This window comes from Hymenobacter aerophilus DSM 13606 (assembly GCF_000382225.1).
In the GTDB taxonomy this organism is placed as follows: Bacteria; Bacteroidota; Bacteroidia; order Cytophagales; family Hymenobacteraceae; genus Hymenobacter; species Hymenobacter aerophilus.
This window is the reverse complement of record NZ_KB907800.1, coordinates 197,652-215,004: the sequence shown is the minus strand read 5'-3', so window position 1 is coordinate 215,004 and position 17,353 is coordinate 197,652. Positions and strand designations below refer to the sequence as shown.

Genomic DNA, 17,353 nt, shown 5'->3' with positions numbered 1-17,353 from the left:
CGGAGGGGAGGGGGCCGGGGGGGGGTGGCGGTTACACTACCAGCGGCTGCTCGTGTTCGGGCTGCGGTTCGGGCAGGGGCTCGTCCTGGATGTAGTCGGGCGTGGCGGCGCTTAGCACGGCGTCGAAGGCCTGCTGCAAATCGGCCCGGATGTCGTCGAAATGCTCGATGCCCAGCGACAGGCGCAGCAGCGTGGGCGTGACGCCGGCGGCCTGCTGGGCTTCGTCGGAAAGCTGCTGGTGGGTGGTGGCGGCGGGCTGGATGATGAGCGTTTTGGCGTCGCCCACGTTGGCCAGGTGGCTGATCAGCTTCAGGCTGTCGATGAATTGTGTGGCCGTGTGCTTGCTGCCCTTGAGGGCGAAGGTGAGCACGCCGCCGTAGCCGCGCCTGAGGTACTTGCGGGCCAGCTGGTGATAAGGGCTGGACGTCAGGCCGGGGTAGTTCACCGCCTCTACCTGGGGGTGCTGCTCCAGCCAGGTGGCGATGCGCAGCGCGTTTTCCACGGTACGCTCGACGCGCAAACTCAGCGTTTCGAGGCCCTGCAGCAGCAGAAACGAGTTGAACGGACTCTGCGACGGCCCGAAGTCGCGCAGGCCTTCCACCCGGGCCCGGATGATGAAGGCAATGTTGCCGAACGGCCCGTTTTTGCCAAACGTGTCGCTGAACACGAGGCCGTGGTAGCCCTCGGAGGGCTCGGAGAACTGCGGGAATTTGCCGTTGCCAAAGTCGTAGGTGCCGCCGTCCACAATCACGCCGCCCACGCTCGTGCCGTGCCCGCCAATCCACTTGGTAGCCGACTCGACCACGATATTGGCGCCGTGCTCCAGGGGCCGGAACAGGTAGCCGCCTGCCCCGAAGGTGTTGTCGACCACTAGGGGCAAATCGTGCTGGCGGGCAATGGCGGCAATGGCCTCAAAATCGGGGATGCTGAAGCTGGGGTTGCCGATGGTTTCGAGGTAAATGGCCTTGGTGCGCTCGTCAATCTGGGCTTCGAAGGCGGCGGGCTCATCTCCATTGGCAAAGCGCACCTCAATACCCAGGCGCTTGAACGCCACCTTAAACTGGTTGTAGGTGCCGCCGTAGAGGTGAGTCGAGCTCACGAAATTGTCGCCGGCCTGCAGTAGGTTGTTGAGGGCGATGAATTGCGCCGCCTGCCCCGACGACACCGCCAGCGCCGCCACGCCCCCTTCCAGCGCCGCCACGCGCTGCTCGAACACATCGGTCGTGGGGTTCATCAGGCGGGTGTAGATGTTGCCAAATTCGCGGAGGGCAAACAAGTTGGCGCCGTGCTCGGCGTTCTTGAACACGTAGCTCGTGGTCTGGTAGAGGGGCACGGCCCGCGAGCCGGTAACGGGGTCGGGCTGCTGGCCGGCGTGGATCTGCAGCGTTTCAAACTGGAAACTGGACATAGGTACTGGGTTTTTAGTGGTGGAATTTTCGTTTTCAGAAGGCCGGTTCTGGCGCACAAATCCGCAGAAAACAGCGGACGAAAGCCGCCGAACACGCGCGCCGAACCAGCGCCGGGGCAGACAGCAAAAGACAAGGGAAGGAGGAGAGGCCCCAGGGGCCGGGCGCCAGCTAGCGGGCTAGCAACAGCCGCAACAAGCGCCGCAACAGCCGCGCATTCGCATTCGGGCGGCTACGAAAGCAACGTTCGGCCGGGCAGCAATGGCCGGGGCCAAAACGCCGAAAGCCCACGGCCAGGCGGCGGGCCCGAAGGCAGCCGGAGCGGTGGGGGAAACAGGGGCGAAGACGCGGGAGTGACTCATGGGACTGGAAGGTTATAGTCCCCGCCGCCGTACTGGTCGTACTGGCTGGTCGGGCAGGCATTGGCACCTTTCGCGCGGTCGAAGGTTGCCAGTGGGTCAGGGAGCCTGTGCTCTCGCCACTTCTGTATAAATCCTATGAAAACTGGTCTGCCGCGAGCGGACCAGTACCGGGTTGGTGTTGCAAAGGTATAGCCTTAATTTTCTGTCATGCAAGCAAAAGACAAATTATTTTTTAGTTGCCATGCGATGAAATTTGTAATGCCTGTCTAATCGGTTAAATTTTGCTAATCAGATAGTTGGTGCATTTCTTTGGATGGCCGCGAATCAGTTTGATTCGGTTTGCAATGTTTTTCACGTAGCTGCAAAGTGGTGCTGCTCGGCAGAAATATCGCACTGGCTGACTCTGGTTTTGGCCTCTTCAAACACGAAAAAAGCCACTCCGGATAGAGTGGCTTTTTTGAATATTTCCCCGAAGCGGGTGGGCTACATTTTCGGCATTGTGAGTACCTGGCCTACCTCAATGTGGTCGGGGTTCGAGCCGATGGTGCTCTTGTTAGCTTCGTAAATCTGATGCCACTTGCTGGCGTCGCCGTAGTGGTTTTTGGCAATTTTGGAGAGCGAATCGCCGCTTACGACGGTATACGTGTCGCCGGCCGTGGTATCGGCAGCGTTGGTGTTGGTGCCGAAGAAGTCGGTGTTGCCGCCGGCGGGCGGAGTGGTGGGGGCAACTGGCTTGGTTTCGCCTTTATCAGACAGAAAATCGAAGAGTCCCATGGTGGTAGTACGTTAGGTGGAGGAGAGAGTAAGCCCGGGACCGCTACTGTGCGGCTTGGCTGTGGGCGTTTCTTACGCGGTGGCAGACAATAGGTTGTGCTGGTCAAAACAAGCCCGCAGGCGGGGCAATGGCCGAACATCTTGGGCAGCGCTACCGTAAGAGGCCCATTACCAGCGGCCGATAGCGGCCGTTTTTTGCCCCAACCCTTCACCTATTTCCTCTCTCCCCATGAAAGTTCTTACCTCCTCCGCCTCGCGCCTGCTCACCGGCCTGTTCATGTTTGTTCTGCTCTTCACGGCCGCCTGTGGCAGCAAGGAAGGTACCGTAGAAAGCGTAAACATGCTCTATGGCACCACCAGCAAAACCTGGAAAACCGATAAGGAAACCACCGCGGCCGGCGACAAAATCAAGCAGACCGACGCCATGGACGACCAGCGCGTGACCTTCTTCGCCAACGGACAGTACAACATGAGCTCGGGCGCCCAGACCATGAACGGCAAATACACCTTCGACCAGGGCGCCAAAACCATCACCATGATGCCCGACGGCGCCGGAACGTCGAACACCTTCACGGTAGTAACGCTCACCGACGACAAGCTGACACTGAAAGGCACCGACGGCACCGAGCTGCACCTGGAAGACGAGTAGTCGTTCTCCTCTGTACAAGCTAATAAGCAAAAGCCCCTTCTGTTTCGGTAGAAGGGGCTTTTTCATGCCCATATCTGCTGGAGCCTGGAGGCTAGGAGGGGCAAAGAACCACGTTACGCCTCCATTTCCTGACGTGCCACCTTTTTGCCGTAGATGCGGGCCACCCAGCGGGGCAGGAACACGGCCCCGAGCACCAGGTAGAGGTAGTAAGTGGTGATGCGGTAGAGCAGCACCATAAAGTTGGTCATGGTGGCCGTGCCGATGAACTTGCCGAAGAACGTGGGGAAGGCGCCCTCGGCAATGCCCGCGCCGCCGGGCGTAATGGCAATCAGCAGGATGACCTTGTAGGTGAGGTTGCGGCCGAAAATGAGCCAGAACTCGGTCCAGCCCACCTCGATAAAGGCCCCGATAAGGCAGCCGATAACCAGGTAGCGGGCCGTCCAGACGAAGAATGTGCTCAGGCCGGCCCGCAGCCAGTAGGCCCGGCCGTTGCCGCGCAGCTCGGCCGAGGCCTGCACCAAATCGTGGCCCAACTGGTAGGCGCGGCCCCGGAACCGGCGCAGCACCCGCGCCGAAAACAGGCGCACCAGCAGCCGCCGCACCGCCCGCGGGTTGATGAAAATGGCGTACACCATCAGCAGCGCGTAGGCCGTTACAAACACGTAGCTCAGGATAAAGCCGATGCGCAGCGTGGTAATCAGCCCGCCGTGCAGCGACTCGTGCGGGTACAGCGTTTCGCCCCCGATGAGCACCACGAGCGGCACCATCAGCACGTAGTACATATTGTCGAGCATGGCGGTGGCCATGATGTAGGCCACCGAGCGGCCCAGCGGGATGCCCTCCTTGTGCAGCAGCACCGGCGCCACGGCCGTGCCACCTACCGCCGAGGGCAGGATGCACGACGAGAATTCCCAGAGCATAATCACGTCGAGCGAAGCGCGCCAGCTGAGCACTTTCTGGGTGAGGTAGCGGATGCGGTACACGTAGCCGGCGTCGCGGGCCAGCAGCACCAGCACCATCACCAGCAGCCACAGCGGCTTGGCGTTGGCCAGCGGGGCCAGGTCGCCGGGCTGGTAGCTGCGCCAGAACATGAAGCCCACCACGCCCAGGCCAATGAGCACCGGCAGTACAATCCGCGAGGGGCGGAGCTTGTCGAGCAGTTGCTGGTCTTCGGAGGAAGTGGTGGCGTCGGTGAGCTGCGGCATATCCGGCAAAGGTAGGGAAGTGGGGGAGGAGGTGGTGATTTGGTGGTTTGGTGAACCGTTCTGTCATCCTGAGCACAGCGAAGGACCTATACAGAAGCTAACATCAACTAATACCTTCTGTACAGGTCCTTCGCTGCGCTCAGGATGACAGACGGATTTCACCCATTCACCACCTCTCCCATTCCCTTCATCCGCCAACCCGGAAAACGCGTAACTTTGCCTGCTTACCTTGGCCAGTGCCGTTCCGGAAGATAACTTTCGGGCGTAGCCGGCTGTTGCCTCGCTACTTATCCTTGTTTTCCTACCCCTGCGCGCATGCTAGTTGAACCCGGCCCCTTGTTGGCGGAAATTAATTCCCCCGACGACCTCAAAAAGCTCAGCCCCGACCAGCTGGTTCAGGTGAGCCAGGAGCTGCGCCAGTTCATCGTCGATTCGGTTTCGATTTACGGCGGCCACTTCGGCGCTTCGCTGGGCGTGGTGGAGCTGTCGGTGGCGCTACACTACGTCTTCAACACGCCCTACGACCAGCTGGTGTGGGATGTGGGCCACCAGGCCTACGGCCACAAAATCCTGACGGGCCGCCGCGAGCAGTTCCCGACCAACCGGCGCTACAAGGGTATGTCAGGCTTCCCCAAGCGTAGCGAAAGCCCCTACGACGCCTTCGGGGTGGGCCACAGCTCTACCAGCATCGGCGCGGCGCTGGGCATGGCCGTAGCTTCGGATTACAAGGGCGAGTTCGACCGCCAGCATATTGCCGTAATTGGCGACGGGGCCATGACGGCCGGTATGGCCTTTGAGGCCCTCAACCACGCCGGTGTCGAGAAGTCGAACCTGCTGGTTATTCTGAATGATAACTGCATGAGCATCGACCCCAACGTGGGCGCGCTCAAGGAATACCTCACCGACATCACCACCTCGCGCACCTACAACAAAGTGCGCGACGAACTGTGGAACGTGCTGGGCAAGCTCAGCAAGTTCGGCCCCAACCCCCAGCAGATTGCCCGCCGCGTCGAGCAGGCCATGAAGGCCACGCTGCTCAAGCAGGGCAACCTGTTCGAAGCCCTCAAGTTCCGCTATTTCGGCCCCGTCGATGGCCACGACGTGCAGCATCTGGCGGCTATTCTGGAAGACCTCAAGCACATTCCGGGCCCCAAGCTGCTGCACTGCGTGACGGTGAAGGGCAAGGGCTACGCGCTGGCCGAAAAGGACCAGACCCTCTGGCACGCGCCGGGTCTGTTCGACAAAATCACGGGCGAAATCTATAAGAAAGTCCCCGACAAACCCCAGCCGCCCAAGTACCAGGACGTATTTGGCCACACGTTGGTAGAGCTGGCCGAGGCCAACGACAAAATCATGGGCGTGACGCCGGCCATGCCTTCCGGTTCGTCGATGAACCTGATGATGGCCGCCATGCCCGACCGCGCTTTCGACGTGGGCATTGCCGAGCAGCACGCCGTAACGTTTTCGGCCGGTCTGGCCACCCAGGGGCTGGTGCCGTTCTGCAACATCTATTCCTCGTTTATGCAGCGCGCCTACGACCAGGTGTTGCACGACGTGGCGCTACAGAACCTGCACGTGGTTTTCTGCCTCGACCGCGCCGGTTTCGCCGGTGCCGACGGCCCCACCCACCACGGCAATTACGACCTGGCCTACATGCGCTGCGTGCCCAACATGGTGGTTTCGGCCCCGATGAACGAGGAGGAGTTGCGCAACCTGATGTACACCGCCCAGCTGCCCGAAAACGCCGGCCCGTTCAGCATCCGCTACCCGCGCGGCGAGGGCGTGATGCCCGAGTGGCGCACGCCGCTCAAGAAAATTGCCATCGGCACCGGCCGCGTGGTGCGCGAGGGCGAAGGCGTGGCGGTGCTCAGCATCGGCCACATCGGCAACTACGCCGCCCGCGCCACCGAGCAGCTCCGCGCCGAGGGTCTCAACCCCGGTCACTACGACATGCGCTTCTGCAAGCCGCTGGATGAGGAAATGCTCCACGACATAGCCCGCCGCTACCGCGCCCTGGTTACCGTCGAGGATGGCTGCCTGCCCGGCGGCTTCGGCTCGGCGGTGCTGGAGTTCATGGCCGACCACGGCTACGCGCTGCCCGTGCGCCGCCTCGGCATCCCCGACCGCGTGGTGGAGCACGGCTCCCAGGACGAGCTGTACAAGGAATGCGGCTTCGACGTGGCTGGTATTGCCACCGCCCTGCGCGAGCTAGGGGGCAAAGTAACGGTGCCGGTTGTAGAAAAGGTGCTGCTGTAAAGTAGTCAGCAGTGAGTAAAAGGGCCGGTACCGCTATGTGGTACCGGCCCTTTTGTTTGCTGAATAGGAAGCTGATACAGAAAATAAATACGTGTATGTACATTAATTAAAATAATGTACATACATTTGTTGCGTGCCGACCGGATATAGTGCCGGTCAGCATTCCGCATCAGTCTGAACCCTAACTACTACCAGCATGGCCACCACCAAATGGGCGCTTGACCCCACCCACTCCGAAGTGCAATTCAAAGTGAAGCACCTCGTTATTTCGACCGTAACCGGCTCGTTCAAGCAGTTCGAAGGCGAAGCCGAAACCGAAGGCGACTCGTTTGAGGGCGCCCAGGTGCGTTTCTCGGCCAAAATCGACAGCATCGACACCAACCAGGAGCAGCGCGACGAGCACCTGAAGAGCGCCGATTTCTTCGATGCCGCCACGTATCCTGAGCTGACCTTCGTTTCTACTTCCCTCACCAAAACCGGCGACGACGACTACACGCTTGTAGGCGACCTGACGCTGCACGGCGTAACCCAGTCGGTGACGCTGGACGTGGAGTACGGCGGCCAGGCCGGCGACTTCTACGGCAACCAGAAAGCTGGTTTCGACGTGACCGGCAAAATCAGCCGCAAGGATTTCGGTTTGGTTTGGAGCGGCATCACCGAGGCCGGCTCCATTGTGGTGGGCGATGAAGTGAAGCTGGTTGCCAGCCTGCAGTTCACCAAGCAGGCCGTGGCCGCCGCCGTATAGCGCCTGCATTCCGGAGAATTACGAAGGCCCGTCACTGCTTAGTGACGGGCCTTTTGATTAGCGGCCAGGGCAGCAGTGGCCCCGGCGGCGTCCGTTTCGCAACGGTGGCGGATGACTTCGAGGATGCGGCGCTGGATTTCGCTCATGATGTAGCCGGTCCAGAGGCCGGCGTAGGGGTTGATGCGGGTGCTCAGGCGCTGGCGGCTGTAGAGCACCAGACGGGTGCGGCCGGGGCCGGCGGGCTCCAGCTCGTAGGTGCCGCGCAGCACGTCGAAAAACCGGCCGCCCACCGTTACGTGCTCATCAAACGTGGTGGGCGGGATGGTGGCCGTGTTGGGCACGATGCTGAACGAGATGCGCCGCTGCGGCTCCCACACGTCGATGGTTTCCAGGAACTCCACGCCCCGTTCGAAGGTGGCCCGGCGCACCCCGCCCACGCCCTCGTGGCTCAGCGTGGCCTCCACCGGCCGCGGGAAACCCAGCCGGTCCACGAGGCTGGGGCCCAAATCCTGGGCCGTAATGGGTGGCACCCGCACAATGTGCTTCCACACCACCTCGGTCGGCGCTGCAATAACTATCGTGTTCTCGACCCGGCGATACTCGTCGGGTGTGGTAAGCTGACTTTCGAGTGGGGCCAGCAAGAAGGGCAACAGGGCGAATGCGGCCACCACGTAGGTTTTGGTCTGGTCGCTTTTGTCTTTGGTCAAGTCATAATAGAGGAGCGCCCCCAGGCCAGCCGTAATAATGAACAGCGGGAAAATCATCAGCACGCAGATCATGCCTTCCAGATGGAATAGAAGCGCCGTAACCAGAAACAGCAGCACCGTCAGGAACGGCCCGAATACCAGCCGCCACCATTTGGAAGCGGTAGGCGGCGTAAAATGGGCCGTAACGGCTCCCAGCGCCGCCGGAATCAGCAGCAGAAAGCAGAGCATCAGCAGGCCCCCGGCATCGTTGAAGTAATTGGTGGCGAAAACGAAGCGCCCCAGCAGGGCCACAAACAAACCCGCGCCGCTGCCAATCAGGTAATGGTAATACTGCCGCTTGATAAATGCCATGCTGGAAAGTGGTAACGGGAACGGATGCGGCAAATGTGCGTATTTGTCGGGATTCGCCTGTACTTCCTGCCCGCCGCTTATGTCTGCCACCCAACCCACCCTCGTCTTTCTGCACGGCTTCGCCGAAAGCCCCGAAATCTGGACCAGTTTCACCCGCGACTTTCCGGCCCGTTACCGGGTGCTCACGCCCGCGCTGCCCGGCCACGGCTCCAACCCGGGCCCGGTAATCGACTACTCGATGGAGGCACAGGCGCGGGCGGTGCTACAGCAACTGGATGCGGCCGGCGCCGAAAAGGTAGTGCTAGTCGGCCACAGCATGGGCGGCTACGTGGCCCTGGCGCTGGCCGAGGCGCACCCCGAACGGGTGGCGGGCCTCGTTATTTTCCACAGCACCGCCCTGCCCGATAATGAGGAGAAAAAAGCCGCCCGCGACGAAAGCGCCGGGTTCGTGCGCCGCCACGGGGTCGAAAAATACATGCGCTCCAGCATCCGGAATTTGCTGGCCCCCACTAACCGCAAGCGGCTGGCCGCCGAGCTGAAAGAGCTGGAGGACATAGCCGCCGCCACCCCCGAAACCACCGTTTTGGGCTGCCTCGAAGCCATGAAGCACCGCCCCGACCGCACTGCCGTGCTGCGCGGCGCCAAGTTCCCGGTACTCTTCATCGGCGGCCACGACGACCCGGCCGTACCCCTCGACACGCTGCTGCCCCAACTAGCGCTGTCCACCCAAAGCCACGCCCTGCTGCTGCACGGCGTGGGCCATTTGGGCTTTATCGAGGCACCGGAGTCAACACAGCGGGCAGTGCTGGATTTTGCGGCGGGGATAAAGCCCCTGTAGCCGCCGGGTACAACCAGGAACTGGTGCCGCTGCTGCTCTTTCCCGGAAGCAAAGTAGCCCAGGTGGCCTAGCATAAAGCAGAGGTATAAAAATTGCCCGCCTCTGCTTCACCCTATGCCACTTGGGCTACTTGATAGAAAACGTAAACGGCAGCAGGTAAAAGCTGCGCACCGGCTGACCATTTTCCAATGCCGGAAAGACGGGTGGTAACGAAGCAGCTACCCGCAATACCTCTGCGTCTAACTCCGGCGATACAGATTCAATAACCAAGGGCTGTTCAAGGCGTCCTTCCTCACTGACTTCCAGGAACAACACCACCTTGCCTTGTGTCTGGTTGCGCAGCGCTTGTGCCGGATAACGCATTTGTTGTGCCATCAGCTTGAGCAAGGCTTCCGGCCCGCCCAAAGGAGTCGGGGGGACTTCGGGAAACAGCCGGATGCCGGGTACTACTGATATAGTGCTACTGGCGGCATCAAACTGCAGCGGTATAATGCTGGTGGTAGACCTATCCTTGCCTTCCAACTGTCCGGGTACCCAGCCCGGGCCGTTGTTGAGCAAATTGAGGGCCGCTAAGCGCAAGGCTGGCATGATGCGGGTAGTATGGCCGTTTTGTACACCAATGCCAGCATCCGAGCTCACTTTTTCTACTTGCCCTTTAGCATCTATTGCAACCGTTACGAACACAATGCCGGAGGCCTGGGCCTGTCGGGATTCTTCGGGGTAGGGAGCTGCTTTCAGGTATTCGGCCAAGGCCTGCTGACCGCCCTGCATATATGGTGCCCGCCCAATATTAGTCGGGCGCGGACCAGTGAGCAAAGGCACCGCCGGAGCCGGCGCCACTGGTAGCCGAAACGTAATGGGTAGTGTAAAAGCGACGGCAACCGGCTGGCCGTTCTGTTTGCCCGCAATAAAAGCCGGTAACTCCTGCACAGCCCGCACGGCTTCAGCGTCGAGCAGTGGATGTATGCTCTTACTCACCTGTACATCCTGTACACTTCCCGAGGCCGCCACCACAAAACTAACAAATACACGGCCTTCGAGCTGCTGCTGCAGGGCTTCTGCCGGGTACACAATTGTCTTGCCAAGGGTTTGAAGCAGGACTGCCTGCCCACCCGGAAATTGAGGCATCTGTTCTACGTAAGTAAAAACTTCCCCTGCTGCCTGCCCGGCGCCGGTAGCAGGGGCAGAAGTAATTTGAGCCACTGCGGGGACAGTGGCGCTAAGCAACAGAAAAAGGAGGATACGAGTAGTACAAATCATACATTCGGATAGATTCAGGTGCAAGATATCTGATTGCTGTTTTACTTTTCAAGCAACCCCATTTTCACCATCACCTCGGCAATCTGCACGGCGTTGGTGGCGGCACCTTTGCGCAGGTTATCGGCCACTACCCACATATTGAGGGTGCGGGGCTGGGTTTCGTCGCGACGCAGGCGGCCTACCAGCACGGCATCCTTGCCTTGGGCGTCCCGGGGCATGGGGTAGGTGTTGTTCTGCACATCGTCGACCAGCTCCACGCCTTCGGTCTGGCGTAGCAGCTCGCGCACGTCGGCGAGGTCGAATTCCTGGGCAAACTCCACGTTCACGGCTTCCGAGTGGCCGCCCATTACGGGTACGCGCACGGTGGTGGCGGTGAGACGGATGGAGTCGTCGCCGAAGATTTTCTTCGTTTCCAGCACCATTTTCATCTCCTCCTTGGTGTAGCCGTTGTCCTGGAACACGTCGATGTGGGGCAGCACGTTCAGGTCGATGCGGTGGGGGTAGGCGGGGCTGCCGGGCGTCTGGCCGGCCCGCTCGGCCATCATCTGGTCGACGGCCTGCTTGCCGGTGCCGGTTACGCTCTGGTAGGTGCTCACCACGATGCGGGTGGCCTGGTAGCGCTTGTGCAGTTCGTTGAGGGCCACCACCAGCTGAATGGTGGAACAGTTGGGGTTGGCAATGATTTTATCGTCGGCCGTGAGCGTGTCGGCGTTGATTTCGGGCACCACCAGCTTCTTGGTCGGGTCCATGCGCCAGGCCGAGGAGTTGTCGATAACCACCGTGCCGACGGCCGCGAAACGCGGGGCTTCCTGCAGCGAAATGGCGCCGCCGGCCGAGAAGATGGCCACGGCCGGCCGGGCCGCAATGGCGTCGTCCATGCTCACCACCGTGTACTTCTGGCCCCGGAATTCGATTTCCTGTCCCACCGACCGGGCCGAGGCTACGGGCAGTAGCTCCGTGACCGGGAAGTGTCGCTCGGCCAGCACCTTGAGCATTTCGGTGCCCACCAGACCAGTGGCACCCACTACAGCTACTTTCATGTTTTTTCTGGTTGAAATGTTAAAGGTAAAGCCGCTATATTTCCCTGTGTTTTTATTCAACCTCTCGCGGCAGTTGGCGGAGGCGGCGCGGAGGCAGGGCGGAGTCGGGCCGCTGCTTTCGGCGCGCCCGGCAAACCTAAGCGGGAAATTTTTTACCCCGCATGAAGAAGTGGCTGCTCGTACTATTTCTGCTGGGCAATTTAGCGGCCCAGGCCCAACTAACCGATGACTTCGCCGACGGGGATTTCACCCAGAACCCCGCCTGGACCGGCGACGCCGCTTCTTTCCAGGTGAACGCGGCCCGTCAGCTGCAAAGCAACGGTCCGGCCGTTACGGGCACCGAGCTGCAGCTGGTTACGCCCTGCCAGGCCAGCACCGGCACCAGCTGGAGCTTCTGGGCCAACCTGAAACTGGCCACCAGCAGCGGCAACTACGCCGATGTGTGGCTGCTGGCCGACCGCGCCGACCTGAAAGCCAGCGGCACCCGCGGCTACTTCGTGCGCCTGGGCGGCACCCCCGATGAGGTGTCCCTGTTCCGCCAGGATGCCACCGGCAGCCCCGTTTACGTCGTCAATGGCCAGGATGCCACCCTCAGCTCCGGCACCAACAACCTCGTGCGGGTGCGCGTCACGCGCTCGGTCGAAAACGTCTGGACGCTGGAGCGCGACCTGACGGGCGGGCTCAACTTCACGAGCGAAGGTACGGCCACCGATGCCACGTACCAGCGCAGCGCCTTTTTCGGCGTGCTGCTCACGTACTCCTCGGCCAACAGCAAGGCGTTTTACTTCGATGATATTCAGGTTTCCGACAACACCCCGCCCGCGGCCGTGCAGGTGGTCGTGGCCGGCCCCCGGGCGCTGGATGCCACCTTCAACGAGGCCGTGGCCGCCGCCCAGAACCCGGCCAGCTACCAGCTGCCCGGCGGCCCGGCCGTAACCGCCGCCCTGCGCGACGACAGCAACCCCGCCCTGGTACACCTGACGCTGGCCGCCGACCTGCCGCCCGGCCCCGGCACGCTGGAGGCTCGTCAGGTGGCCGACCTCTACGGCAACGTGGCCTCCGGCCCGCTCACGGCCACTTACAGCTCGACGGGCGTGCTCGGGCTGCCGCAGTTCGGCCAGCTGCTCATCACCGAAATCATGGCCGACGAAACGCCGGTGGTGGGGCTGCCGGCTTCCGAGTACCTCGAAATCCATAACCCCTCGACCACCCGCGCGCTCGATCTGGCGGGCGTGCGCCTGAGCAAGGGCGGCAGCACGGCCAACCCCGCCGTGTTTCCGGCCGGCGCCACGCTGCTGCCGGGCGAGTACGCGGTGGTGTGCGGCAGCACCCGCGGGCCGCAGTTTGCGGCCTTCGGAAAGGTGTTTGCCCTGACCAACTTCCCCAGCCTGAGCAACGCCGGCGACCAGCTGCTGCTCACGGGCCGCGACGGCCGCACCGTGTTCGAAGTAACGTATTCGGACAGCTGGTACAAGGACAGCCGCAAGCAGGAGGGGGGCTGGAGCCTGGAAATGGTGGACGAAACCAACTTCTGCGGGGGCATGGAGAACTGGACGGCCAGCAACGACCCCAGCGGGGGCACGCCCGGCCGGGCCAACTCGGTGCGCATCGCCAACCCCGACCGCACTGCGCCGGCTTTGGTGCGGGCTGTGGCGCTGTCGCCCACGCTGGTACGGCTGTTTTTCAGTGAGAAGCTCGACAGCGCAGCCGCGGCCAACCCGGCGCTTTACACCTTTGCGCCGGCCGTGGGCGTGGCCCGGGTGCTGCCCGTCGGGCCCGATTTTCGGCTGGTTGATCTGCAGCTGAGTGCGCCGCTGCAGCCCGGCCAGCCCGTGGCGCTAACCGTGCAACAGGCCACCGACTGCGTGGGCAACGCCAGCGGGCCGGCCGCCGCCGTTACGCTGGCCCTGCCCGCCCCGGCCGCGCCTACCGATGTGGTTATCAACGAAATCCTGTTCAACCCGCGCACCGGCGGCGTCGATTTTGTGGAGCTGCTCAACCGCTCGGCCAAGTACCTCAACGTGCAGGGCTGGCAGCTGGGCGCCGAAAAACCCGACGGCGCCCTGGACCAGAAGCCCATCAGCGCCGGGCCCTACGTGCTGGCACCCGGCCAGTTGCTGGTGCTCACCACCGACCCGGCCAACATCCAGAGCCAGTACCCCAACAGCTCGGAGCCGGCTAATTTTCTGGCAATGCCCAGCCTGCCCTCGTACCCCGACGATGCGGGCGTCGTCGTGCTGACATCGGCCACCAATGAGCAACTGGACCGTTTTGCCTACAACAAGAGCATGCACCTGAAGCTGCTCGACGATCAGAACGGCGTGTCGCTGGAACGCATCCGGCCCGAGGGGCCGAGCACGGGCGAGAACTTCCACTCGGCGGCCAGCGCCGCGGGTTACGCCACGCCCGGCCGCCCCAACTCGCAGTACCAGCAGGACTCCGGCGGCGACCAGGCCTTCCGCATCGAACCCGAAGTTTTTACGCCCGACGAGGACGGCCAGCAGGACCTGACGACGCTCAATTACACCCTCGACCAGCCCGGTTACGCCGCCAGTATCACGATTTACGATGCCCAGGGCCGCCTGGCTCGTCGGCTGGTGCGCAACGAAACCCTGCCCACCAGCGGCTTTTTCCAGTGGGACGGCCTGACGGACCGCGGCCAGAAAGCGGCCGTGGGCTACTACGTGCTGCACATCGAGCTGCTGCGCCCCGGCAGCGGCGAAAAGCGCGAGTACCGCAAAACGGTAGTGGTGGGTGCCCGGATCACGGATTAGCACGGATTTAAACGGATTTCACGGATTTTGTAGCCAGCCCCGTTGAACAGTAATGCTTAGTACGTCAACAAAATCCGTGAAATCCGTTTAAATCCGTGCTAATCCGTGGTCTTTAAACCTGAGCGCCCGGCTTGCGTCCAAGGGCCATGATGACGACGACCAGCACCACTACGCAACGCCAACTCCAGCACCTGTACTGGCGGGCAGGTTTCGGCCCGACGCCGCAGCAGCTGGCGGCCGGCCTGAGTCCGCAACAGGCGTTGCGGCAGCTGCTGCGCGACTCCCAGAAATTCGAGCCGCTTGGTGGTCCGGCCATGCGCTACGCCGAGCCGCTGCCCACGCCTTCGGCCGAAATGATGGCGGCCGAAGGGCGGCCCCAGGCGGCGATGGTTACCACGCCCGACCAGACGGCCCGACCGGCTGCGGGCAAGGGCGCGGGCAAGCTGACGCCGGAGCAGCGCAAGCTGCGAAACCGGGACATCCGAAGCGCCTTTTACGCCATGAATACCGGCTGGCTGACGCGTATGGCAACTTCGGAGGCCCAGCTACGCGAGAAGCTCACGTTTTTCTGGCACGGCCATTTCGCCTGCCGGGTGCGCCGGCCCGATGCGGCGTTGCAGCTCAACAACACCATCCGGCGGCTGGCGCTGGGCAAATTCCCGGATTTGCTGCTGGCCGTGAGCCGCGAGCCGGCCATGCTGCAGTTTCTCAACAACCAGCAAAACCGCAAGCTCCACCCCAACGAAAACTTCGCCCGCGAGGTGATGGAATTGTTCACGCTGGGCCGCGGCCACTACTCGGAAACCGACGTGCAGGAGGCCGCCCGCGCCTTTACCGGCTGGGGCTACAACGGCCAGGGCCAGTTCGTGTTCCGCTCAACCCAGCACGACGATGGCCCGAAAACCTTCCTGGGCCGCAGCGGCAATCTGGGCGGCGAAGACGTGCTGCGCATCATCCTGGAGCAGCCGGCCTGCGCCGAGTTCATCACCACCAAGCTCTACCGCTTTTTGGTGAACGACGTACCGAATCCGGTGCACATCCGGCCGCTGGCCCAGGCATTTTTCAAAAGTGGCTACGATATTTCGGCGCTGCTGGAACAGCTGTTTGCGGCCGACTGGTTTTACGCCGCCGCCAACGTGGGCACTCGCATAAAGTCGCCGGTAGAGTTGCTGGCGGGTATAAAGCGCACGTTGGGGCTGACGCTGGCCAACGAGCGGCCACTCATCGTGTTTCAGAAGGCGCTGGGGCAGACGTTGTTTGAGCCGCCGAACGTGGCTGGCTGGCCCGGCGGCCGCGCTTGGATTGATTCGTCGTCGTTGCTTTACCGGCTGCAGCTGCCGGCCGTGCTGCTGCGCAACGCCACCTTCGACGTGCAGCTCAAGCAGGACGAAAACGACCTCGACCCCAATCTGCCCCGCACGGCCCGCACCTTCGACCAGGCCGTGAAAACCACTGTGCAGCTGGCCCCGCTGCAAAAGCTGCTGGCCGGTACGCCGGCGGCTCAGCAGCCCGCGCGGCTCAGCGAAATCCTGCTGCAAACCCCCATCCGCCCCGAAAACCTGGCCCTGGTGCGCGGCGAACTGCACGACATGACGACGGCCCTGCTCAGTCTGCCCGAATACCAGCTGATGTAACAAGCCTGTCATCCTGAGCGGAGCGAAGGACCTATATAGAAGCTAACCTCAAGTATTACTTTCTGTATAGGTCCTTCGCAAGCTCAGGATGACAGACGTTGTTAGTGTTCTTTTATCCCCAACATCCCCCGCTATGACTTCCCGCCGCGACTTTCTGAAGGCTTCCACGCTGGCCAGCACGCTGCTGTTCGTGCCCAGCTTTCTGCACCGCCTCGATGCCCACGCCCTGCCCAGCCTGCGCGATGCCGGGGGCCGCCGCCTAGTGGTGGTGCAGCTTAGCGGCGGCAATGATGGCCTGAACACGGTCATTCCGTTCGAAGACGACCTGTATTTCAAGGCCCGGCCCACGCTCGGCATCCGGCCCCAAAGCGGGATTCTGACCCTGGATAAGGGCCTCGGGTTCAACCCGGCCATGCGGCGCCTCAAGGGCCTCTACGACCAGGGCCACGTGGCCGTGCTCAACTCGGTGGGCTACCCCAACCCCGACCGCAGCCACTTCCGCTCGATGGATATCTGGCAGAGCGGTTCGGGCGCCGACCAGAACCTGACCACCGGCTGGCTCGGCCGCTACCTCGACTCGAACTGCGCCCCCTGCGCCCGGCCCTACAACGGCGTGGAAGTGGACGATACGCTCAGCCTGGCCATGAAAGGGCAGCAGCGCAAGGGGCTGGCGCTCAAAAGCCCCGAGAAATTTCATCAGCTGACCCAGGGCCGCCTGCTGGATAAAATCAGCCGCGAGCAGCCCGCCGGCAGCCTCTCGGAGGTCGATTATCTGTACAAGACGCTGGCCGAAACCGCGTCGTCGGCCGACTATCTGTATCAGAAAAGCAAGGTGTATACGTCGGGGGTGGCGTACCCGAACAGCGAGTTTGGCAAGCGCCTCAAAACCACCGCCGAGCTGATAAATTCGGGCGTCGAGTCGCGGGTATTCTACGTGTCGCTTAGCGGCTTCGATACCCACGTGCGCCAGCAGGAGCAGCAGGCCCGCCTGCTCGGCGACCTGTCGGAGGGCCTGGGTTCCTTCGCCGAGGACCTGCAGAAGGCCGGCAACTTCGACGATACGCTGGTGCTGGTGTTTTCGGAGTTCGGCCGCCGGGTGAGCCAGAACGCCAGCAACGGCACCGACCACGGCACGGCCAACAACGTGCTGCTACTCGGCGGCGGCCTGCGCCGCCAGGGCATCCTCAACAACGCCCCCGACCTGCAAAACCTCGACGCCGGCGACCTGAAGTATCAGCTCGACTTCCGCTCCGTGTACGCCACCCTCCTGCACGACTGGCTCCAGGCCGACGACCAGGCCATTCTGGGCAGCCGCTTCGAGCGGCTAAAAGGGCTGGTATGAGTTAGCGTTG

At 62.3% G+C, this 17,353-nt stretch carries 13 protein-coding genes and 1 riboswitch; of the genes, 7 read left to right on the top strand and 6 right to left on the bottom strand.

Annotation, left to right across the window (positions count from 1 at the left end; all coding sequences use genetic code 11):
- Window positions 1-31: 31 nt before the first annotated feature.
- Together H145_RS0101065 and H145_RS0101060 are read right to left on the bottom strand one after the other, a co-directional pair.
- A complete protein-coding gene (locus H145_RS0101065) occupies window positions 32-1,408 on the bottom strand; it encodes an O-acetylhomoserine aminocarboxypropyltransferase/cysteine synthase family protein (protein ID WP_019946280.1) in 1,377 nt (458 codons plus the stop codon).
- Between the two features lie 369 nt (window positions 1,409-1,777).
- A riboswitch (SAM riboswitch) is annotated at window positions 1,778-1,901 on the bottom strand.
- 350 nt (window positions 1,902-2,251) lie between these two features.
- The gene (locus H145_RS0101060; RefSeq protein WP_019946279.1) at window positions 2,252-2,542 is read right to left on the bottom strand and encodes a LysM peptidoglycan-binding domain-containing protein; all 291 of its coding nucleotides are present in this window, start codon (window positions 2,540-2,542) and stop codon (window positions 2,252-2,254) included.
- Between the two features lie 229 nt (window positions 2,543-2,771).
- Here H145_RS0101060 and H145_RS0101055 point away from each other — a divergent pair, with 229 nt between their 5' ends.
- On the top strand, window positions 2,772-3,191 hold the full coding sequence (locus H145_RS0101055) for a lipocalin family protein (RefSeq protein ID WP_019946278.1): 420 nt from the start codon (window positions 2,772-2,774) through the stop codon (window positions 3,189-3,191).
- A gap of 113 nt (window positions 3,192-3,304) precedes the next feature.
- On the opposite strand, the gene H145_RS0101050 is transcribed toward H145_RS0101055, so the two are convergent.
- On the bottom strand, window positions 3,305-4,396 hold the full coding sequence (locus H145_RS0101050; RefSeq protein ID WP_019946277.1) for a lysylphosphatidylglycerol synthase transmembrane domain-containing protein: 1,092 nt from the start codon (window positions 4,394-4,396) through the stop codon (window positions 3,305-3,307).
- Between the two features lie 315 nt (window positions 4,397-4,711).
- On the opposite strand from H145_RS0101050, the gene dxs reads away from it, so the two are divergent.
- Together dxs and H145_RS0101040 are read left to right on the top strand one after the other, a co-directional pair.
- Entirely contained in the window at window positions 4,712-6,652 is a 1,941-nt protein-coding gene (dxs, locus tag H145_RS0101045) for a 1-deoxy-D-xylulose-5-phosphate synthase (RefSeq protein ID WP_019946276.1), read from the top strand.
- Between the two features lie 196 nt (window positions 6,653-6,848).
- Entirely contained in the window at window positions 6,849-7,397 is a 549-nt protein-coding gene (locus tag H145_RS0101040; RefSeq protein ID WP_019946275.1) for a YceI family protein, read from the top strand.
- 38 nt (window positions 7,398-7,435) lie between these two features.
- Here H145_RS0101040 and H145_RS19385 read toward each other — a convergent pair whose 3' ends face one another.
- Window positions 7,436-8,455, bottom strand: coding sequence for an SRPBCC family protein (locus H145_RS19385; RefSeq protein ID WP_019946274.1), 1,020 nt, complete (start codon window positions 8,453-8,455; stop codon window positions 7,436-7,438).
- Window positions 8,456-8,534: 79 nt separating this feature from the next.
- Between H145_RS19385 and H145_RS0101030 the strand changes: the two genes are divergently transcribed.
- Window positions 8,535-9,293 carry an alpha/beta fold hydrolase gene (locus tag H145_RS0101030; RefSeq protein WP_019946273.1) on the top strand — a complete coding sequence of 253 codons (759 nt, stop codon included), beginning with the start codon at window positions 8,535-8,537 and terminating at the stop codon, window positions 9,291-9,293.
- Between the two features lie 126 nt (window positions 9,294-9,419).
- Here the strand turns inward: H145_RS0101030 and H145_RS0101025 are convergent, their stop codons facing one another.
- Window positions 9,420-10,553, bottom strand: a complete 1,134-nt coding sequence (locus tag H145_RS0101025; RefSeq protein WP_019946272.1) for an energy transducer TonB — start codon at window positions 10,551-10,553, stop codon at window positions 9,420-9,422.
- A 41-nt stretch (window positions 10,554-10,594) separates the two neighbouring features.
- Window positions 10,595-11,593, bottom strand: coding sequence for an aspartate-semialdehyde dehydrogenase (locus tag H145_RS0101020; protein ID WP_019946271.1), 999 nt, complete (start codon window positions 11,591-11,593; stop codon window positions 10,595-10,597).
- A gap of 161 nt (window positions 11,594-11,754) precedes the next feature.
- Here H145_RS0101020 and H145_RS19380 point away from each other — a divergent pair, with 161 nt between their 5' ends.
- The 3 genes from H145_RS19380 (at window position 11,755) to H145_RS0101005 (ending at window position 17,343) form a co-directional block, all read left to right on the top strand.
- Window positions 11,755-14,367 (top strand): lamin tail domain-containing protein, encoded by a 2,613-nt coding sequence (locus tag H145_RS19380; RefSeq protein ID WP_019946270.1) that lies wholly within the window; start codon window positions 11,755-11,757, stop codon window positions 14,365-14,367.
- Between the two features lie 146 nt (window positions 14,368-14,513).
- Window positions 14,514-16,001, top strand: coding sequence for a DUF1800 domain-containing protein (locus H145_RS0101010; RefSeq protein WP_240471639.1), 1,488 nt, complete (start codon window positions 14,514-14,516; stop codon window positions 15,999-16,001).
- A gap of 133 nt (window positions 16,002-16,134) precedes the next feature.
- A complete protein-coding gene (locus tag H145_RS0101005) occupies window positions 16,135-17,343 on the top strand; it encodes a DUF1501 domain-containing protein (protein WP_019946268.1) in 1,209 nt (402 codons plus the stop codon).
- Window positions 17,344-17,353 lie beyond the last annotated feature (10 nt).